Origin of the sequence: Streptomyces toxytricini (assembly GCF_014649915.1) — a bacterium.
Taxonomy (GTDB): Bacteria; Actinomycetota; Actinomycetes; order Streptomycetales; family Streptomycetaceae; genus Streptomyces; species Streptomyces toxytricini.
The window spans coordinates 1-16,022 of the sequence record NZ_BMTY01000012.1 but is presented as its reverse complement, the minus strand read 5'-3'; the positions used below and the strand labels follow the sequence as shown (position 1 = coordinate 16,022).

Below are 16,022 nucleotides of genomic sequence, written 5' to 3'. Positions count from 1 at the left end.
GACCTGACGAACTGCCTGAATGCGTCAGTCCGAATGGCAAGATGCCGTAACCGCACGAGGTCGCGACACTCGAAGGTGCGTGCCCGACCCGTCCTCGCTTGTTTTTCCCTGCTCAGCCGGAGGAACCTGCTCATGACCGCAAGCACCACCCGTCGTACGACCGCCGCCCGGTCCCGGATCGCCGCGGTCGCAGCGATCGCGGTCTCCGGCGCCCTGATCCTGACCGGTTGCGGCGACCAGACCGACAAGGGTTCGACGACGCCGTCGGGCCAGGCGGCCAACAGCAGCGCGCCGCTGTTCTCCAAGCTGCCGAAGAAGATCCAGGACGCCGGCGTCATCAAGGTCGGCACCGACGCCACTTACGCGCCGATGGAGTTCACCGAGGGTGGCAAGATCGTCGGCGTCGACCCGGACGTCGCCGCGGCCCTGGCCAAGCAGCTGGGCGTGGAGTTCAAGTTCGAGTCCGGCACCTTCGACACCCTGATCGGCAGCATGCAGACGGGCCGCAGCGACGTGGTCATGTCCTCGCTGACCGACACCAAGGCCCGCCAGGACGGCCTGGACGACAAAGGCAACAAGACCGGTGCGGGCGTCGACTTCGTCGACTACTTCCAGGCCTCCACCGGCATCCTGGTCAAGAAGGGCAACCCGGAGGGCATCAAGACCCTCGACGACCTGTGCGGCAAGAAGGTGGCCGTCCAGCGCGGCACCACCTACGAGCAGTCCGCCAAGGACCAAGCCGAGAAGTGCAAGAAGGACGGCAAGGGCGAGCTCACCGTCGAGTCCTTCCCGACCGACGCCGAGGCCCAGACCCGCGTCAAGGCCGGCGGCGCCGTCGCCGACCTGAACGACTCGCCGGTCGCCGCGTACATCGCGAAGACCGCGGGCGGCGGCAACGACTTCGAGGCCATCGCCAACCCGACGGACGCCGGCTTCTTCGGCATCGCCGTCGACAAGAAGAACACCGAGCTCCGCGACGCCCTCCAGCAGGCGCTGGACGCGATCATCAAGGACGGCACCTACAAGGCCGCCCTCGACAAGTGGAACGCCGGCTCCGGCGCCGTGACCGAAGCCAAGATCAACGCCGGCCAGTGACCTACCCGGAGTACTCCCCTCGTACTTCGTCTTCCTTGCACCACTGAAGGGCAGTCACTGTGACTGACAAGCTCGACAAGGCCTCCGGCCCGGCGGACACCCCGCCGGCCGGGGCCGTCCCCCCCGAGGCGATCCGCGCCATCCCGGTGCGCCACTACGGCCGGTGGATCAGCGCCGTGGTCGTCCTCGCGCTCGCCGCCGCGCTCGCCTACGCCTTCTCCCAGGGCAACGTGCGCTGGGCCACCGTGCCCGAGAAGATGTTCGACCCGACGATCCTCCGGGGTCTGGGCAACACCATCTGGATCAGCATCGCCTCCATGGCGCTGGGTCTGGTCCTCGGTGTCCTCTTCGCGGTCATGCGGCTCTCGAAGAACCCCGTGACCAGCACCATCGCCTGGTTCTACATCTGGTTCTTCCGCGGCACCCCCGTGTACGTCCAGCTCCTCATCTGGTTCAACCTCGCCCTGATTTTCCCGATCCTGAACCTCGGGTTCTACAAGGACGAGATGACCCAGGTCATGACGCCGTTCCTGGCCGCCCTGCTGGGCCTCGGCCTGAACGAGGGCGCGTACATGGCGGAGATCGTCCGCGCCGGCATCCAGTCCGTCGACGAGGGCCAGACCGAGGCCTCGCACGCCCTCGGCATGACCCAGACGCAGACCATGCGCCGCGTCGTCCTCCCGCAGGCCATGCGCGTGATCGTCCCGCCGACGGGCAACGAGTTCATCAACATGCTCAAGACCTCGTCGCTGGTCGTCGCCGTGCAGTACTTCGACCTGCTGCGCGCGGCCCAGGACATCGCGTCCACCTCGTTCGCGGTCATGGAGATGTTCTTCGTCGCGTCGATCTGGTACCTGGTCCTGACCAGCATCTTCTCGATCGGCCAGTACTACCTGGAGCGGCACTACGCCCGCGGTGCGCTGCGCACCCTGCCGCCCACGCCGCTCCAGAAGCTCAAGGCGAACCTGACCCGCCTCTCGAACCGGAAGGCGGTGGCCTGATGACGACTGCCATGGTCAAGGCCGAGGGCGTCCACAAGTCCTACGGCGCCGCGCACATCCTCAAGGGCATCGACCTGGAGGTCGCCCCGCGCGAGGTGTTCTGCCTCATCGGGCCCTCCGGCTCCGGCAAGTCGACCTTCCTGCGGTGCATCAACCACCTGGAGAAGGTCAACGGCGGCAAGCTGTACGTCGACGGCCAGCTGGTCGGCTACCGCCAGAAGGGCGACAAGCTCTACGAGCTGAAGGACAGCGAGGTCGCGGCCCAGCGCCGGGACATCGGCATGGTCTTCCAGCGCTTCAACCTCTTCCCCCACATGACGGCCATCGAGAACGTCATGGAAGCGCCGGTCATGGTCAAGCGCGAGTCCAAGGCGGTGGCCCGCGAGCGCGCCATCAAGCTGCTCGACCGCGTCGGCCTCGGCGACAAGGGAGGGAACTACCCCTCCCAGCTGTCCGGCGGCCAGCAGCAGCGCGTGGCGATCGCCCGCGCGCTGGCGATGGAGCCGAAGCTGATGCTCTTCGACGAGCCGACCTCGGCCCTCGACCCGGAGCTCGTCGGCGACGTCCTCGACGTCATGCGGGACCTGGCCGAGTCGGGCATGACCATGGTCGTGGTCACGCACGAGATGGGCTTCGCCCGCGAGGTCGGCGACAACCTCGTGTTCATGGACGGCGGCGTCGTGGTCGAGTCCGGCCACCCGCGCGACGTCCTCGGCAACCCGCAGCACGACCGGACGAAGGCGTTCCTGTCCAAGGTGCTCTGAGCGCGGGGCGGATATCCGGGAGGGGCGGCACGGTCACCGTGCCGCCCCTCCCGCGTGCGCGCGGAGCGCTGCTTTTCTCATGTTCCTACGAAGGCCTGCGGAAGGTCCTACTTCAGACCGAGGACCAGCGCGTCGGACGGCGAGCACCACACCGTCCGCGCCTCCGCGAAACCCGCCTCGCGCAGCGCCCGTGCGTGCCAGGCCGCGTCCGGGGTGTCCCCGTCGGCGTGCTCGCCGTAGATCTCGAAGCGGCGCTTCGTCGGCTCGGCCAGCACCGGGTCGGCGGCCGCCAGGGCCCACCACTCGGCCCAGTCCGGCACGCCCGCCGCCTTGGCGCGGTCCATGCCGGCGTGCCGGTGGGCGCGCTCGGCCGCGTTGATCCGCGGGGTCGAGGGGTCGGGCATGTGGTCGGCGTTCATGAAGACGCCGCCCTCGGGCAGCAGCGGCGCCAGCTGCCGGTAGAGCACCGCCAGCTGCGGGCTGTGCAGCCAGTGCAGGGCCGTGGCCGTCAGGACGGCGTCGTAGCGGTCGTGGGGGAGCGCCGCGGTCCATTGCGGGTCCTTCAGGTCGGCGGTGACGAAGGAGACCCGGGAATCGCCCGCGAAGTGGCCCCGCGCGATCGTCAGCAGCGCCGGGTCCAGGTCCACGCCCGTGCTCGTCGCTCCCGGGAACCGCTTGAGGACGCGGTCCGTGATACTTCCCGTACCGCACGCCAGATCCAGCACCCTGGGGGTGGGGCCCGCCAGAGCCTCCAGCATGTCGAGCATCACCCGGAACCGCTCCTCGCGGTCGGGCATGTACCACTCCTGCTGCCGGTCCCAGCTGTCCTGCCAGGCCTGCCAGTCGGTGGTGGCCTCAGCCTCTGCCATCGCGAACCCCTCCGCCCCGTTCCGTAATACCCTCGAATCAGTATCGACCGTTACTGCGAACCCTAATCCGCATCCGTAAGGACTACAAGTGGAACTGGCCCATTACTCGGACTATGCCGTGCGCCTGGTCAACACCGAGGAGCCGGCCCGCAACAAGGACGCCCTGACCTCGGTCGAGGCCGTCCGCGCCCTCTTCGGCGAGAGCGTCCAGATGGCGCGCCGGGTCACCGACACCGACGTGACGCGCTTCCGCAACGTCCGGGGCCGGCTGCGCGCCGTCTTCGAGGCCGCGGACGGCGGCGACCACGTCCTCGCCGTCGACCTGCTGAACTCGCTGCTGATGGAGTTCCCGGTCAGCCCGCAGGTCTCCGGCCACCAGTACCTCGACGACGAGGGCCGCCCCGACTGGCACATCCACCTCGCCGACCACCCCTCGAACGCCTCCGCCGGCTACGCGGCCATCGCCTCCTTCGGGCTGGCCTTCCACCTCACCGAGCACGGCCCCGACCGGCTCGGCCTCTGCCAGGCCCCGCCCTGCCGCAACGCCTACCTCGACACGTCCACCAACCGGTCCCGGCGCTACTGCTCCGACCGCTGCGCCACCCGGGCGAACGTGGCCGCCTACCGTGCCCGCAAGCGCCTCGAAGCCGAGGCGTCCGCCCGCAGCGGCCGCAGCGCGGACACCGCCCAGGACAGCCGGGCCCTCAGCGAGCTCTGATCCGCCGGGCGCGGCCGGAAGCGCAGCACGGCCGTCGCCAGCACCAGCTCCTCGGGCACCGTCCCGTAGTCGGTGCTGTCGCCGGTCTGGTTGTACGGGTTGTCCCCGAGCACCCACCAGCCGCCCCGGCGCCGCTCCACCGCCCGCTTCACCACCAGCAGGTCCTGTTGGAACGGGTGGCGCAGCACCACCACGTCACCCGGCCGGACCGGGGCCCCGTACCGCACGACCAGCCGGTCCCCGTGCAGCAGCGTCGGCACCATCGACGGCCCCGCCACCTCCAGCACCTCGAACCGGGTGCCCCTTCCGCCCGCCATGCCCGACCTCCTCGCCCGCTGCAGCCCTCCACGGCATGGTGCCGCACGGGCCCGTACGTTCGCTCACCCCCGGCCGCCCGCCCTCGGACTTTTGTCCCAAGCCTCAGGGGCCGCTCGCGAAATCCGCCCTCCCACGGAGTAATCTCGCCCTTGAGAAGACGATCACGAGGAGGAGTATCTCCATGCTTTCCCGCCTCTTCGCCGCCAAGGCGAAGGTCTCCGCCCACTGCGACCTGCCGTGCGGCGTCTACGACCCGGCCCAGGCCCGCATCGAGGCCGAGTCGGTCAAGGCCGTCCAGGAGAAGTACCAGGCCAACGAGGACGCCGACTTCCGCGCCCGGGCCATCACCATCAAGGAGCAGCGGGCCGAGCTCGCCAAGCACCACGTGTCGGTGCTGTGGAGCGACTACTTCAAGCCGCCGCACTTCGAGAAGTACCCGCAGCTGCACACCCTGGTCAACGACACCCTGAAGGCCCTCTCGGCCGCCAAGGCGTCGAACGACCCCGCGACCGGCCAGAAGGCCCTCGACCTCATCGCCGAGATCGACCGCATCTTCTGGGAGACCAAGGCCGCCTGAGCCGGCTCCCGCTGCGCTGCCGGCCAGAGCGCATGCAGACGGCCCGGCCGCTCACGCGGCCGGGCCGTTCGCGTTCCAGTGACGTGCTCAGCCCGTCTCTCCCATGGCGGCCCGCAGCCAGTCGAGGGTGCCCTGCCCGAGGAGCTCGTCTGCCAGCCGCTGCCCCGTCTCGGTCGTCAGCCGGGCGCGGCTGTTGTCGATCCACCGCTGTGCGCCCTCGTGGCCCCGGGCCTTGTACTCGATGCCCTGGAGCATGCACTCCAGCTTGTCGGCGTCGCGCGCACAGATCGCCTCCCGGGAGTCCTTCGCCTCGTACTCGGCGACCAGCTCCCGGATCGCCGACGCCAGCACCTCGGGCATGCCCGCAGACTGGTCGGCCGTCACGGCTTGGGGGTCGGCGCCGGCGGCGTACCTCTTACCGAGGTGGTTCACGTCCCCTGTGCGGGTCTCCTGGGTGTCATGCCAGACCGCGAGGAGGGCAGCCCGGGCCGGGTCGGCGCCCTCCAGCTTGGCGATGAGCGATGCGATGAGCGAGGTGCGCCAGGAGTGTTCGGCGACGCTTTCCGGGTCCCTGATGCCGGCCATCCACCAGCCTGTGCGCCGTGCGTGCTTCAGGGTGCCAGCTTCGTAGAGGAACCTCGCCACCGCGGACAGATCGTCAGCCACCTGTGTCTCCTTCTCACGCCTCGGCGAGGCGGATCGCGTACCGGATACCCTCCAGCTCTCGGCGCGCACGCGTCGATGCCGTGGTGCTATCCAACAGCACCGGTAATTGCGCGCGGAGGGCCTGTCCGGCGCCCGAGGGGCTGCGGAGAAGTGCCGGGCGGGCGGCAAGCAGTGCCCACAGGGTGTGCACGGTGAGGTCGAAGAAGCCGTGCCGCGGAGAGAGCCCGGTAACGAGGTGTCGCAGCAGGCGGTGCCCGTGCCAGGTCATGGTGGCGGGTGAGGCGATGAAGTCGTCCGACAACTCGGGGTGCGCTACCTCGCCGATCCAGTAGGCCCAGTAGCTGAGGTTGGCGGCTTCGCCGATCTCGTCGGCCAGCTCGGTGGAGATGAAGTGCGACATCCGGTCCCGGTCTCCCTGCCGGGCGGCGACGGTGGCGACGGAACGGGAGGTGAGCCACTGGGTGAGCCAGTCTCCTGGCCGCTCTGCGCGTTGGTGCTGCGCCACCCATTCCGCGGTGTCTGCGGCGTCGTCGTACCCGGCGAGGTAGAGAGCCTGGCGGCGCAGGAGGAACTGGCCGGGCCCTGCTTCTTCGGCAGTCCGGCGCATGCGCCGGAAGAATCGGCGGCGGTCGTCCGCCGACAGCTCAGGCCGGTGGGGAGCGGGGCCGCGTCGCGGCTTCGCCGGCGCCTGGAGAGCGCGCATCGGCTCGGGGGTGACCCCGGTCAGCGGCCAAGCCAGCACCTCGACGACGGCGCGCTGCATCACCCATGACCCCAAGGCGCTGTCACCTGTCGGCTCGTCGTCGGCGAGCGCGCTCGCCAAGAGAACATCTGCTTCCACAGCCTTCTCAAGAGCGAGGAGAAGAGCAGCGCTCGCACCCATGCGCATGAGGCGATGCCGGTTCGCCAACGTCTGGCCGACGGCCAGCGAGGTCAGCGGCCGTCGGCCCGATTCCCATCCGGCAACGGTGTCGGGCGACACGTGGAAGGCGTCGGCCAGCGACTCCTGGGTGTGGCCCAGTTGCTTCCGGATGACGCGAAAGATGTAGCCGGACACGATGCCGCCACGCGGGCGATGGGACGCTCCCTGACCATGGGTCAGGGTCCGCTTCGGGTTGCTGTACATGCTGCCCCTCCAGCCTGCGCGCCGTCTCCAAAGTACCCGTACCGGCAGTCACTTCGACCGGCGAGGCGCGAATCCTACGCTCCTTTCACCACCCGCTGACACCGCCTGCAGGGAGCCGCCATGGAGACCCCTAAGCCCACCCCGTGCCACAGGGCGCCGCTTCCCGAGGACTTCTGGGACCTGACCGCCGAGCAGGCGCTCGGGCGGGCGTGCGTCGCCTGCGGGAAGGCCCTCGGGGCCGGCGCCGTCTACCGGGGCGTGGTCACCGGCCACGAGGGAGCCATGCTCCTCGACGCGGATGTCCGCTCCTGCCCTCCCCCGGCGGCCGGCCGATGACTCCGACTGGGCGGATCTGCGCCGTCTGTCAGCGGCCGGTGCACGGCGAGGGCATCCGGATCATCCGACACTCGGCGTCCGGGGCCCGGCCGGACGGATGGGTGCACCCCGCCTGCGACCGCGCCCCGCTGCGACCGCTGAAGCCGCGCCCCCGGCGCCTCTGAACTCCCGCCCCGGCCGCGCATCTGCCAGGACCCCGGCCGGGATGGGCCGCATCACCCGACCACAGCGACCGGAGGAATGATGGCAACTCCCACCGCCCTCGTCACGTCCGCCCGCCACCTGCTCTCCGGCGAGGGGTTCGCCCGCGCCGTGCAGCTCGTGGTGCGAGACAACGACGGCATCGACGAAGCGCTGGCCGAGAGGATCGTCGACGAGGCGCTCAAGTTCGTGGCAGCGGCCGCCCGGACCGCGGGCCGGCACCTGCGCCCCTCCAAGACCGTGGACATCGGCTGGCACGCGCTCATCCTCCACACGGCGATGTACCGGTCCCTTTGCTCGTCGATCGGCCGCTTCGTGGACCACCGGCCCGAGGGACCGGCGACCCTCCGTCGGGACGCCGACACGCTCGACCGCACCCTGGACGCCATCCGGGAGGCCGGCTACCAGCCGGACTCGTACCTGTGGGGGTCGCCGGCCGACACGGAGGTCCGGGCCGGCGACTGCATGCACTCCGAGTGCACCGAGGGCGGGTCGGGGTGTGCGGCACCGCCGGTTTCCTGACGGCTCCTTGCCCTACAGTCGGACCGAACCGTGCGTGATGAGGGAGATGCGGTGAGCGAGAATGCCTGGCTTGACCCTCGGTACCGCGAGGCGATGGCGATGTGGGCTGCGACGTACGTCGAGCGGCGGCCAGGGCGGCCGCGCCGGGTCTGTCCCCACGGGTCGGGGGTCACCCTCATGGTGAACCCCGAGAGCCGCGAGCCGCTCAACGTGCAGTGCGGGGTGTGCTCCCCGGGGCGGTAGAAGGCCGTTGCCCCGGCCGGGCCTCCGCCCTCCCGGCCCGAGTGCTCCCCGCCCGGAGGGCGCGACTCACCGGTGCTGCGTCCGACCTGCCGGTGCAGACAGCGGTCGATTTCGGTCATTTCTGCGGAGGCGCAGCGTGCGCTGCCCGCGCCCCCGCATGCCGGCGCCCGCCGGTCGGAGGCTCCGGGCGGCGGGCGGGGGCGTGTCCGGGGGCGCGGGGGTGGCCCGCGCCGGCGCAGGTCCCGGCGGGGGCTACTCGTCCTCGTCGTCCTCGTCGTCCAGGCGGGCCAGCCAGGTGGCCAGGCGTTCCACCGGGACCTCGAAGTCCGGGTTGAGGTCGACGAACGTGCGCAGCTGCTCGGCCAGCCACTCGAAGGTGACCTCCTCCTCGCCGCGCCGCTTCTCCAGCTCCTCGATGCCGCGATCGGTGAAGTACAAGTCGGGCTCCGTGCGTGATGAAGGTGTGCATGGGGACGTTTCCCGCCAGGATAATCCGCAGGCCGGGCAAGGCCTCCCCCCGTTGCGGCACCGGCGCTAGCCTGGAATGCCGTCCGAACGTGAGGGGGTGCGGATGCTGGACCGGCGCACCGGCGGCTCCGCGCGCGCCTACGAACTCCTCGAACCCCTCGTCCAGGCAGCCACCGTACGCGTCCACCCCGCCCCCGGCGGGTATGCAGACCGGGGGAACCACCCGACCTGGGGCAGCGGCTTCTTCGTCGCCCCCGGCTGGGTGCTGACGTGTGCCCACGTCGTGGGCGAAGGGGGTGCTGCGGTGCGGCTGGTGGGACGAGAGATCGGCATCACCTTCTCCTCCGGCCCCCGCACCACCGGGACCGTCACCGGCCGGGTCGAGTGCGTCCTGCCCGAGCGGCTGGAGGAGCGCCGCCCCGCCCGGCACGCCCTGTGGGACCTGCCCGACCTGGCCCTCGTACGGGTCCTCGCGCCCGTCTCCCACGCGTGCGTCCGGCTCACCGACCGTGCCCGGCCCCGCCTGGACGAGGTCGCGTACTTCGGCTGCACCGAGGACCTCGGCATCCCCGAGATCACCGGCCGCACCACCCGCCTGCGCGGCACCGCCGCCGGCGGCGCCGCCCTCCGCCTCGGAGACGACGACGAGATCGAGCCCGGCATGTCCGGGGGGCCCGTCGTCGACCTGGGCCGCGGCGAGGTCGTCGGCGTCGTCAAGGCCCGCCGGCACACCGGCGGCGGCGGGCTCGCCGTCTCCGTCGTCCAGCTGCGCACCCTGCCCCTGGACGCCGCCGGGCAGATCGGCCTGTACCGCCGGGTCATGCAGGCCCACGACCTGTACCACTACGACGAGCACCTCAGCGACCTCGACAGCCGCCGCACCTGGACCGACGTGCACGGCGAACTCCCCGCCGCCGACCCCTACGGCGGCCCCCGCCTCACCCCCGCCGAGATCACCACCCTGTGCGGGCTGCTCGCCGAAATTACCCCCGCCCGGCTCCTCCGAGGCCGTGCGCGCCCTCGTCGAGGCGGCCCGCGGCGAGGAACCCGATCCGGCCCTGCCGGCCCCGCTGAGCTGGCGCGACGGCCTCGGCATGCTGCACGACCCGCCCGGCGGCACCGGTGAGGCCGCCGCCATGCTCCGCTACGCCACCGACATCAGCGTCGCCGACCACCGCGAGCCGCCCGCCCCCGGCGCCGACGAGGAGCTGTGGGACTGGGTGCGGGCCACCGCCGAGCGGCTGTGGCGGCCGCTGCGCCGCGAACTCGGCGAACGCCACGACCTGGGCCTCGCCGAGCGGGAGCGGCGCCGCCGCGCCCGCGCCGGCCGGCCCGCCCACGGCCCCGGCCGGCCCGCGCAGGCCATGCCGCAGGGCCCGTCCGTCCTGCTGGAGGCGTGGGCGCACGGCTGGGAGGACGTCTACGACTGGCGGGTCTCCGTCCTCGCCGGGCCCGCCCACCCCGGCCGTCTCACCCCCGTCGGCTCCGGCGTGCGCGTCACCCGCGCCGGCCTGCCCGAGGCGCTCCGCGACTCCCTCGCCGAGGCCTTCCGGCGCTGCGACACCCACGAGGCGCCCGCCGCCCTGGAAGTGGCCGTCGCCCCCGAACTGTTCGGGCTGCCCGTCGACACCTGGACCGTCACCGGCCGCGTCCCCCTCGGCGTCCAGCGGCCCGTCGTCCTGCGCTACCCCGCCGGCAGCGGCGGGCACGCCGCCGGCGGACCGCCGCACGACCCGGAGGCCGCCCACCGCCGGGCCGACCGCTGGAGCCGCGTCCAGACCGGGCCGCTGCTCGACGAGCGCGCCGACTGCGCGCACGGCCGGCCCCGCAGCCCCTCCCCGGCCTGGCTGGACGGCCTCGCCGACAACACCGTGCCGGTGCACTGCCGGGCCGCCGACCAGGAGCCCACCCTCGGGTCCCTGCACGCGGTCCGCGAGGCCGGATACGGGGTCGCGGTCACCCGGCGGCCCCCGGCGGACCCGGGGGAGTCCTGCGCGCCGTTCCACCGCGGGCTGCGCGAGGAGCTGACCGAGGCGGGGCACGGGGCGCCCCTGCCGCTGCGGCTCCAGGCGCTGCGGGCCCGCTCCCACGGGGCGGACCCGGACGCGTACTGGTCGGACGGGACGGCCCTCGTCTGGGACGACCCGGCGCGCGCCCTGCCCGAGGACGAGCCGCTCCAGGGGGACCTGTGACGGGCGGGAGGGGACAGACGTGAACGAGGAATGGCTGATCTACCGGGGCGTCGGCGAACCGCACGACGGGATCGACGCCCTGCCCGAACCGCCGCCCTGGCGGGACTTCGACGGCGGTCCCCCCGTCGACGCGCCGGCGGCGGCCCGCTCCGCCGACGGCAACGTCGCCCGGCGCCTCGGCGCCCACCGGCAGGCCGCCGAGCTCCACCGGCCCGAACCGGAGGAGCTGGAAGCCATCAACGCGGCCCTCTACCTGCGCCGCCCGCTCCTCGTCACCGGCTACCCCGGCACCGGCAAGTCCACCCTCGCGCACGCCGTCGCCCACGAGCTGAAACTCGGCCGGGTCCTGCGCTGGCCCGTCGTCTCGCGGACCACCCTCCAGGAGGGCCTCTACCGCTACGACGCCATCGCCCGCCTCCAGGACGTCCAGATCGCCGCCGGCGGCGGCGACCCCGGCGGCGCCCCCGGCATCGGCAAGTACATCCGGCTCGGGCCGCTCGGCACCGCCCTGCTGCCCACCCTCCGCCCCCGCGTCCTGCTCATCGACGAGCTCGACAAGAGCGACATCGACCTCCCCAACGACCTCCTCAACGTCCTGGAGGAGGGCGAGTTCACCCTGCCCGAACTCGAACGCGTCGCCGAGACCGAGCCCGAGGTGCACGTCCTCACCGACGACGGCGCCAAGGTCGCCGTCCGCGACGGCCGCATCCGCTGCCGGGCCTTCCCCTTCATCATCCTGACCAGCAACGGCGAACGGGACTTCCCCGCCGCCCTGCTGCGCCGCTGCATCCAGCTCAAACTCGGCCAGCCCGGCGAGAAACGCCTCGCCACCATGGTCCGCGCCCACCTCGGCGAGGACGCCGCCCGCCTCGGCGCCGACCTCATCCGCGAGTTCCTCAGCCGCTCCCAGTCCGAACTCGTCGCCGCCGACCAGCTCCTGAACGCCATCTACCTCACCCACTACGCCGCCCCCCCGACCCGTGAAGACCTCGCCGACCTCCTCATCCAGCGCCTCGACCGCCCGAGGTGAGACCATGCCCACCGCCGAGCAACCGCTCCCGGCGCCCCCCGCCATCCGGGACCTGGCACGGCTGCTGCGGGCCGCCGGGCTCGACCCCTCCGCCGAGGAGCTGGCCGACGCCCTCTGGCTCGCCGGCCGCATCGGCCCGCCCGCGACCCCCGCCGGCCCGCCGACACCGCTCGTCCTGCGCCGCCCCGGCCCCCGCGAGGCCCCGCCGCCGCAGGAGGAGCCCCCGCCGCCGGACCCCGGCACCGAGGACCCGGTGCGGTTCTACGCCGCCCGCGTCAGCGGCGCCGCCGAGGAAGCCGCGGCGCTGCCCGCCGGCACGGGTGTGCCCGTACGCGTCCCCGGCGCGGCCGCCCTGCCCCGCATCCTCGACATCCAGCGCGCCCTGCGCTCCCTCCAGCGGCACCGCCCGCCCGGCCCGCCGGCCCGCCTCGTCCTCGACGAGCCGGCCACCGCCGAGGCCAGCGCCCGCGCCCTCGGCCTCGTCATCCCCGTCCTGCGCCCCGAGAGCCGCCGCGAGGCCACCGTCCGCCTCGTCATGGACGCCTCCCCGTCCATGGCCGTCTGGCAGGACATGTTCGAGGAGCTCCGCACCGTCTGCGAACGCCTCGGCGCCTTCCGCGACGTCCAGGTCCACCACCTGCACCGGCTCGCCGACGGCCGGGCCGCCCTCGGCCGCGGGCCGGCCCCCGGCACCCGGCTGCGCTCCGGCGACCAGCTCCGCGACCCCAGCGGCCGCGCCCTCACCATGGTCGTCTCCGACTGCGCCGGAGCCCTGTGGCGCGAGGGGGAGGCGCAGCGGCTGCTGCACCGCTGGGCCGAGTGCACCCCCTGCGTCGTCGTCCAGCCGCTGCCGCAGCGGCTGTGGAACCGCAGCTGGCTGCCGACCGAGCGGGGCAGCCTCGCCCGGATCGAGGGCGGCGCCGGCCGGCTCCGCTTCCGGCCCGACCGGCCGCCGCGCCACGGCCGGCCCGGCGGCGGGCTCGCCGTGCCCGTCCTGCCGCCGAACGCCACCGCCCTCGGCGCCTGGGCCCGCCTCGTCGCCGGGCTCGGGACCGGGCCCGTCCCCGCCGAAGTGGGCCGCGTCCTCGCCGACCACCCCGCCGCGCCCGTCCCCCCGCCGCGGGCCGTGCGGCCGCCGGAGGAGCTGGTGCGCCGCTTCCGCTCCGCCGCCTCGCCGCGCGCCGTCCAGCTCGCCGTCTACCTGTCGGCCGCGCCGCTGACGCTGCCCGTCATGCGGCTCGTCCAGCGCACCATGCTCCCCGACTCCGAACCGTCCGACCTCGCGGAAGTCCTGCTCAGCGGGCTGCTGCGGCGCGGCCCCGCCCCCGGCCAGTGGTACGAGTTCACGCCCGGCGTGCAGGACGTGCTGCTCGGGCCGCTCGGCCGGGACGACGCCGCGCTCGTGCTCAAGCACTGCTCCGAGTTCGTCCTCGCACACTTCGGGCGCGGCGTGCGCAACTTCCCCGCCCTCGCGGTCGCCCAGCTCACCGGGGAGCCCGCCGTCGAGGACGACCCGGAGGGGCGCGTCCCCGCCGGCCGGCTGCCGCAGGCCTTCGCCGAGGTCTCCGCCCGCGTCGTACGCCGCTACCTGCCCGGCCCGGCCGTACCGGACGACGCCGCCGACCGGGAGCCGCCCGCCCCGCCGCCCCGGCGGTCCTGGGCCGTGCGCACCGCCCGCGACCGGCTCGCCGCGCACGACGCGGACGGCGGCGCCGAGCGCGGCCTGTACGAGGCCGCCGCCGTGCTGCGCCGCGCCGTCGCGGCGCCCGCCGGGCCCGGGGACACCGCCGGCGAGGCGGAGTGCGAGCTGGCCGAGGTGCTGCTGCGGCTGTGGGCCCGGCAGCGGGACCCCGAGCTGCTCGCCGAAGCCGAACGGGCCGTGCGGGGGCTCGCCGCGGCGCCCGCCCGCGCCCTCCTCGGCCGGGTGCTGTACGAGCGGGCCCTCGCCGAACGCCCGGACGCCGAACTGCTGGACGCCGCCGAACTGGAGCTCGCCGCCGCGGCCGCCCTCTCCGGCGCCGACCCGCGGCTGCGCCTGGACTGCGTCCTGCGGCGCGTGCGGGCCCTCGCCCTCATCGCCGAGCTGCGCGACGACCCCGGGGCGCTTCGGGAGGCGCGGGCCGCGCTGGAGGTCCTCGCCGGCCAGGCCCCCGACCGGGTGCTGCGGCCCGCCCTCGGCCGGGTCCTGCTGGCGCTGCTGCCCCGGCTCCGCGACGCGGCGGAGCGGACCGCCCTGGCCGAGGAGGCCGCCGGGCACCTGGCCTCGGCCCTGCCCGGCGCCGCCGCCGACGGCGGACCGGGGGAGGGCGCGACGCAGGAGCCCGGTCCCGACGCGGCCGGGACGGCGCGGCTGCGCGTGGACCTCGCCACCGCCCTGCGCCACCTGCCGGCCCGGCTCGAAGAGGCCGCGGGCCACCTCGACCTCGTCCTCGCCGAACCCGGCGGCGACCCCGAGCTGCGCCTGGCCGCCCTCGTCTGCCGGGCCCGGGTGCACCGGGCGCGGTACGCGCGGGACGGCGACCCCGAGGCCCTGGAGCAGGCCGCCGACGCCTACGGCAGGGCCCGCCGGCTGATCCCGCGGGACGGGGAGGCGTACGGGGAGCTGCTGCCCGAGTGGGGCGAGGCGCTGCTGGAGCGGGCCCGCGCCGCGGGCGGCCGGCACTTCGCCTCGGCGGCCGTACGCGTGCTCCGCGACAGCCGGGCCGCGGTCCCGCAGTCCGACGGCCGGTCCGCGCACCGCCTGGTGCGGCTCGCCGAGGGGCTGCGGCTGCGGCACGGCTACGAGGGCGACGTGGTGGACCTGCGGGAGGCCGAGTACCTGCTGGAGCTGGCCGTCCGGCAGAGCCGCAGCCCCCTGGAGCAGGCGAGGGCCTGGCGGGAGCACGGGGACGTCCAGCAGGAGATCCACGCCCACACCCGGGCCCTGGACCGCCTCGACCGGGCGGCGGACTCCTACCGGCGGGCCTGGCGGGCGGCCCTGGACGGCGACCGCGCCGAGCGGCGCGAGGTGGCCGTCGAGCTGGCCGCCCGGGTCCAGGAGCTGCGGGGCGAGGTGCTGGAGCGGCTGGCCCGGCCCCGGGCCGCGCTCGACGCCTACCGCTCGGCCCTGGAGCTGTGGCGGCGGCTCGGCGAGGAGGCCGCGGACCGGCGGGAGGCCCTCGGCTCCCGCGTCCGCACCCTGGAGGCCGGGCTGTGACACCCCGCGAGGCACCGGGCCCGGAGGACGGGACGGCAGCGAACGGCGGCACCGAACGGACAGCGCACCCGACGGACACGGCGAACCAGCAGGGGGACGGGCAGCCCATGGCGATTCGGCAGCAGAATGCACGGACGGAAGTGGCGGGGCACCCGGGGTCGGGCCCGGCGCCGGAGGGGGCGCCTCCCGCGAGGCACCCGGCGGGGGAGGGGGCGCCTCCCGCGAGGCACCCGGCTGCGCACCCCGCCGACCGGCCCCCGGCCCGCCGACCCGCACCGGCCCCGCAGCCGCCAACGCCCCCGCGCCCGGCGCCGACCGGGGGCCCCACCGCCCCGCCCGCCGCCCGGGCCGCCACGCAAAACGCCACCCACGCCACCACCCCGGCCTCCCCGGCTGCCCCGACCACCCCGCCGGCCTCGGCAGACCCCGCCTCCCCGGCTGCCCCGGCCGCTTCGGTTGCCCCGGCCTCGCCGGCTGCCCCGGTCACCTCGCCAGCCTCGGCAGACCCGGCCTCCCCGGCTGCCCCGGTCGCCTCGGCCGCTTCGGTGGGCTCGGTCTCCCCGGCTGCCCCGGTCGCCCCGCCGGCCTCGGCAGGCCCGGCCTCCCCGGTCGCCCCGCCGGCCTCGGCGGGCTCGGTCTCCCCGGCTGCCCCGGTCGCCTCGGCCGCTTCGGCGGGCTCGGTCTCCCCGGCTGCCCCGGT

At 74.3% G+C, this 16,022-nt stretch carries 16 protein-coding genes; 11 read left to right on the top strand and 5 right to left on the bottom strand.

The features are described 5' to 3' along the window. Positions 1 to 132 precede the first annotated feature (132 nt). Genes IE170_RS16570 through IE170_RS16560 form a run of 3 tightly spaced genes read left to right on the top strand, consistent with a single transcriptional unit; the run spans position 133 to position 2,860 of the window. A complete protein-coding gene (locus IE170_RS16570) occupies positions 133 to 1,095 on the top strand; it encodes an ABC transporter substrate-binding protein (protein WP_189810170.1) in 963 nt (320 codons plus the stop codon). A 59-nt stretch (positions 1,096 to 1,154) separates the two neighbouring features. Then, positions 1,155 to 2,096, top strand: a complete 942-nt coding sequence (locus IE170_RS16565) for an amino acid ABC transporter permease (RefSeq protein ID WP_125543800.1) — start codon at positions 1,155 to 1,157, stop codon at positions 2,094 to 2,096. Beyond that, positions 2,096 to 2,860 carry an amino acid ABC transporter ATP-binding protein gene (locus tag IE170_RS16560; RefSeq protein WP_308428408.1) on the top strand — a complete coding sequence of 255 codons (765 nt, stop codon included), beginning with the start codon at positions 2,096 to 2,098 and terminating at the stop codon, positions 2,858 to 2,860. The genes IE170_RS16565 and IE170_RS16560 overlap by 1 nt, the downstream gene beginning before the upstream one ends. 107 nt (positions 2,861 to 2,967) lie before the next feature. Here the strand turns inward: IE170_RS16560 and IE170_RS16555 are convergent, their stop codons facing one another. Then, on the bottom strand, positions 2,968 to 3,729 hold the full coding sequence (locus IE170_RS16555; RefSeq protein ID WP_189810169.1) for a class I SAM-dependent methyltransferase: 762 nt from the start codon (positions 3,727 to 3,729) through the stop codon (positions 2,968 to 2,970). Positions 3,730 to 3,817: 88 nt separating this feature from the next. On the opposite strand from IE170_RS16555, the gene IE170_RS16550 reads away from it, so the two are divergent. Continuing rightward, positions 3,818 to 4,447, top strand: coding sequence for a CGNR zinc finger domain-containing protein (locus IE170_RS16550; protein ID WP_114054131.1), 630 nt, complete (start codon positions 3,818 to 3,820; stop codon positions 4,445 to 4,447). Here IE170_RS16550 and sodX read toward each other — a convergent pair. Then, the gene (gene sodX, locus IE170_RS16545) at positions 4,351 to 4,764 is read right to left on the bottom strand and encodes a nickel-type superoxide dismutase maturation protease (protein ID WP_189810168.1); all 414 of its coding nucleotides are present in this window, start codon (positions 4,762 to 4,764) and stop codon (positions 4,351 to 4,353) included. The two genes, IE170_RS16550 and sodX, sit on opposite strands and share 97 nt — an antisense overlap. Positions 4,765 to 4,946: 182 nt before the next feature. On the opposite strand from sodX, the gene sodN reads away from it, so the two are divergent. Next, positions 4,947 to 5,342: a superoxide dismutase, Ni gene (gene sodN, locus IE170_RS16540; protein WP_125543802.1), complete on the top strand. Its 396-nt coding sequence runs from the start codon at positions 4,947 to 4,949 to the stop codon at positions 5,340 to 5,342. An 87-nt stretch (positions 5,343 to 5,429) separates the two neighbouring features. Here the strand turns inward: sodN and IE170_RS16535 are convergent, their stop codons facing one another. Next, positions 5,430 to 6,008, bottom strand: coding sequence for an HD domain-containing protein (locus IE170_RS16535; protein WP_189810167.1), 579 nt, complete (start codon positions 6,006 to 6,008; stop codon positions 5,430 to 5,432). A gap of 13 nt (positions 6,009 to 6,021) precedes the next feature. Then, positions 6,022 to 7,134: a helix-turn-helix domain-containing protein gene (locus tag IE170_RS16530; protein ID WP_189810166.1), complete on the bottom strand. Its 1,113-nt coding sequence runs from the start codon at positions 7,132 to 7,134 to the stop codon at positions 6,022 to 6,024. 120 nt (positions 7,135 to 7,254) lie between these two features. Here IE170_RS16530 and IE170_RS16525 point away from each other — a divergent pair, with 120 nt between their 5' ends. Both IE170_RS16525 and IE170_RS16520 read left to right on the top strand, forming a co-directional pair. After that, positions 7,255 to 7,470: a hypothetical protein gene (locus IE170_RS16525; protein WP_189810165.1), complete on the top strand. Its 216-nt coding sequence runs from the start codon at positions 7,255 to 7,257 to the stop codon at positions 7,468 to 7,470. 243 nt (positions 7,471 to 7,713) lie between these two features. Beyond that, positions 7,714 to 8,193 carry a glycine-rich domain-containing protein gene (locus tag IE170_RS16520; protein WP_189810164.1) on the top strand — a complete coding sequence of 160 codons (480 nt, stop codon included), beginning with the start codon at positions 7,714 to 7,716 and terminating at the stop codon, positions 8,191 to 8,193. A gap of 495 nt (positions 8,194 to 8,688) precedes the next feature. Here the strand turns inward: IE170_RS16520 and IE170_RS16515 are convergent, their stop codons facing one another. Then, a complete protein-coding gene (locus tag IE170_RS16515; protein ID WP_010061466.1) occupies positions 8,689 to 8,874 on the bottom strand; it encodes a DUF6104 family protein in 186 nt (61 codons plus the stop codon). A gap of 106 nt (positions 8,875 to 8,980) precedes the next feature. Here IE170_RS16515 and IE170_RS16510 point away from each other — a divergent pair, with 106 nt between their 5' ends. Genes IE170_RS16510 through IE170_RS16495 form a run of 4 tightly spaced genes read left to right on the top strand, consistent with a single transcriptional unit; the run spans position 8,981 to position 15,322 of the window. After that, on the top strand, positions 8,981 to 10,030 hold the full coding sequence (locus IE170_RS16510) for a S1 family peptidase (protein ID WP_189810163.1): 1,050 nt from the start codon (positions 8,981 to 8,983) through the stop codon (positions 10,028 to 10,030). Continuing rightward, a complete protein-coding gene (locus IE170_RS16505; RefSeq protein ID WP_189810162.1) occupies positions 9,915 to 11,096 on the top strand; it encodes a VMAP-C domain-containing protein in 1,182 nt (393 codons plus the stop codon). The genes IE170_RS16510 and IE170_RS16505 overlap by 116 nt, the downstream gene beginning before the upstream one ends. A 19-nt stretch (positions 11,097 to 11,115) precedes the next feature. Beyond that, positions 11,116 to 12,126, top strand: a complete 1,011-nt coding sequence (locus tag IE170_RS16500; RefSeq protein WP_189810161.1) for an AAA family ATPase — start codon at positions 11,116 to 11,118, stop codon at positions 12,124 to 12,126. 4 nt (positions 12,127 to 12,130) lie between these two features. Beyond that, positions 12,131 to 15,322 carry an SAV_2336 N-terminal domain-related protein gene (locus IE170_RS16495; protein WP_189810160.1) on the top strand — a complete coding sequence of 1,064 codons (3,192 nt, stop codon included), beginning with the start codon at positions 12,131 to 12,133 and terminating at the stop codon, positions 15,320 to 15,322. The last annotated feature ends 700 nt before the right edge of the window (positions 15,323 to 16,022 follow it).

Bases quoted from the DNA above. Each gene is read 5' to 3' on its own strand.
- IE170_RS16520 (WP_189810164.1), top strand. From the start codon at position 7,714: ATGGCAACTCCCACCGCCCTCGTCACGTCCGCCCGCCACCTGCTCTCC.
- IE170_RS16510 (WP_189810163.1), top strand. From the start codon at position 8,981: ATGCCGTCCGAACGTGAGGGGGTGCGGATGCTGGACCGGCGCACCGGC.
- IE170_RS16560 (WP_308428408.1), top strand. From the start codon at position 2,096: ATGACGACTGCCATGGTCAAGGCCGAGGGCGTCCACAAGTCCTACGGC.
- IE170_RS16495 (WP_189810160.1), top strand. From the start codon at position 12,131: ATGCCCACCGCCGAGCAACCGCTCCCGGCGCCCCCCGCCATCCGGGAC.
- IE170_RS16555 (WP_189810169.1), bottom strand. From the start codon at position 3,729: ATGGCAGAGGCTGAGGCCACCACCGACTGGCAGGCCTGGCAGGACAGC.
- sodN (WP_125543802.1), top strand. From the start codon at position 4,947: ATGCTTTCCCGCCTCTTCGCCGCCAAGGCGAAGGTCTCCGCCCACTGC.
- IE170_RS16570 (WP_189810170.1), top strand. From the start codon at position 133: ATGACCGCAAGCACCACCCGTCGTACGACCGCCGCCCGGTCCCGGATC.
- IE170_RS16530 (WP_189810166.1), bottom strand. From the start codon at position 7,134: ATGTACAGCAACCCGAAGCGGACCCTGACCCATGGTCAGGGAGCGTCC.
- IE170_RS16525 (WP_189810165.1), top strand. From the start codon at position 7,255: ATGGAGACCCCTAAGCCCACCCCGTGCCACAGGGCGCCGCTTCCCGAG.
- sodX (WP_189810168.1), bottom strand. From the start codon at position 4,764: ATGGCGGGCGGAAGGGGCACCCGGTTCGAGGTGCTGGAGGTGGCGGGG.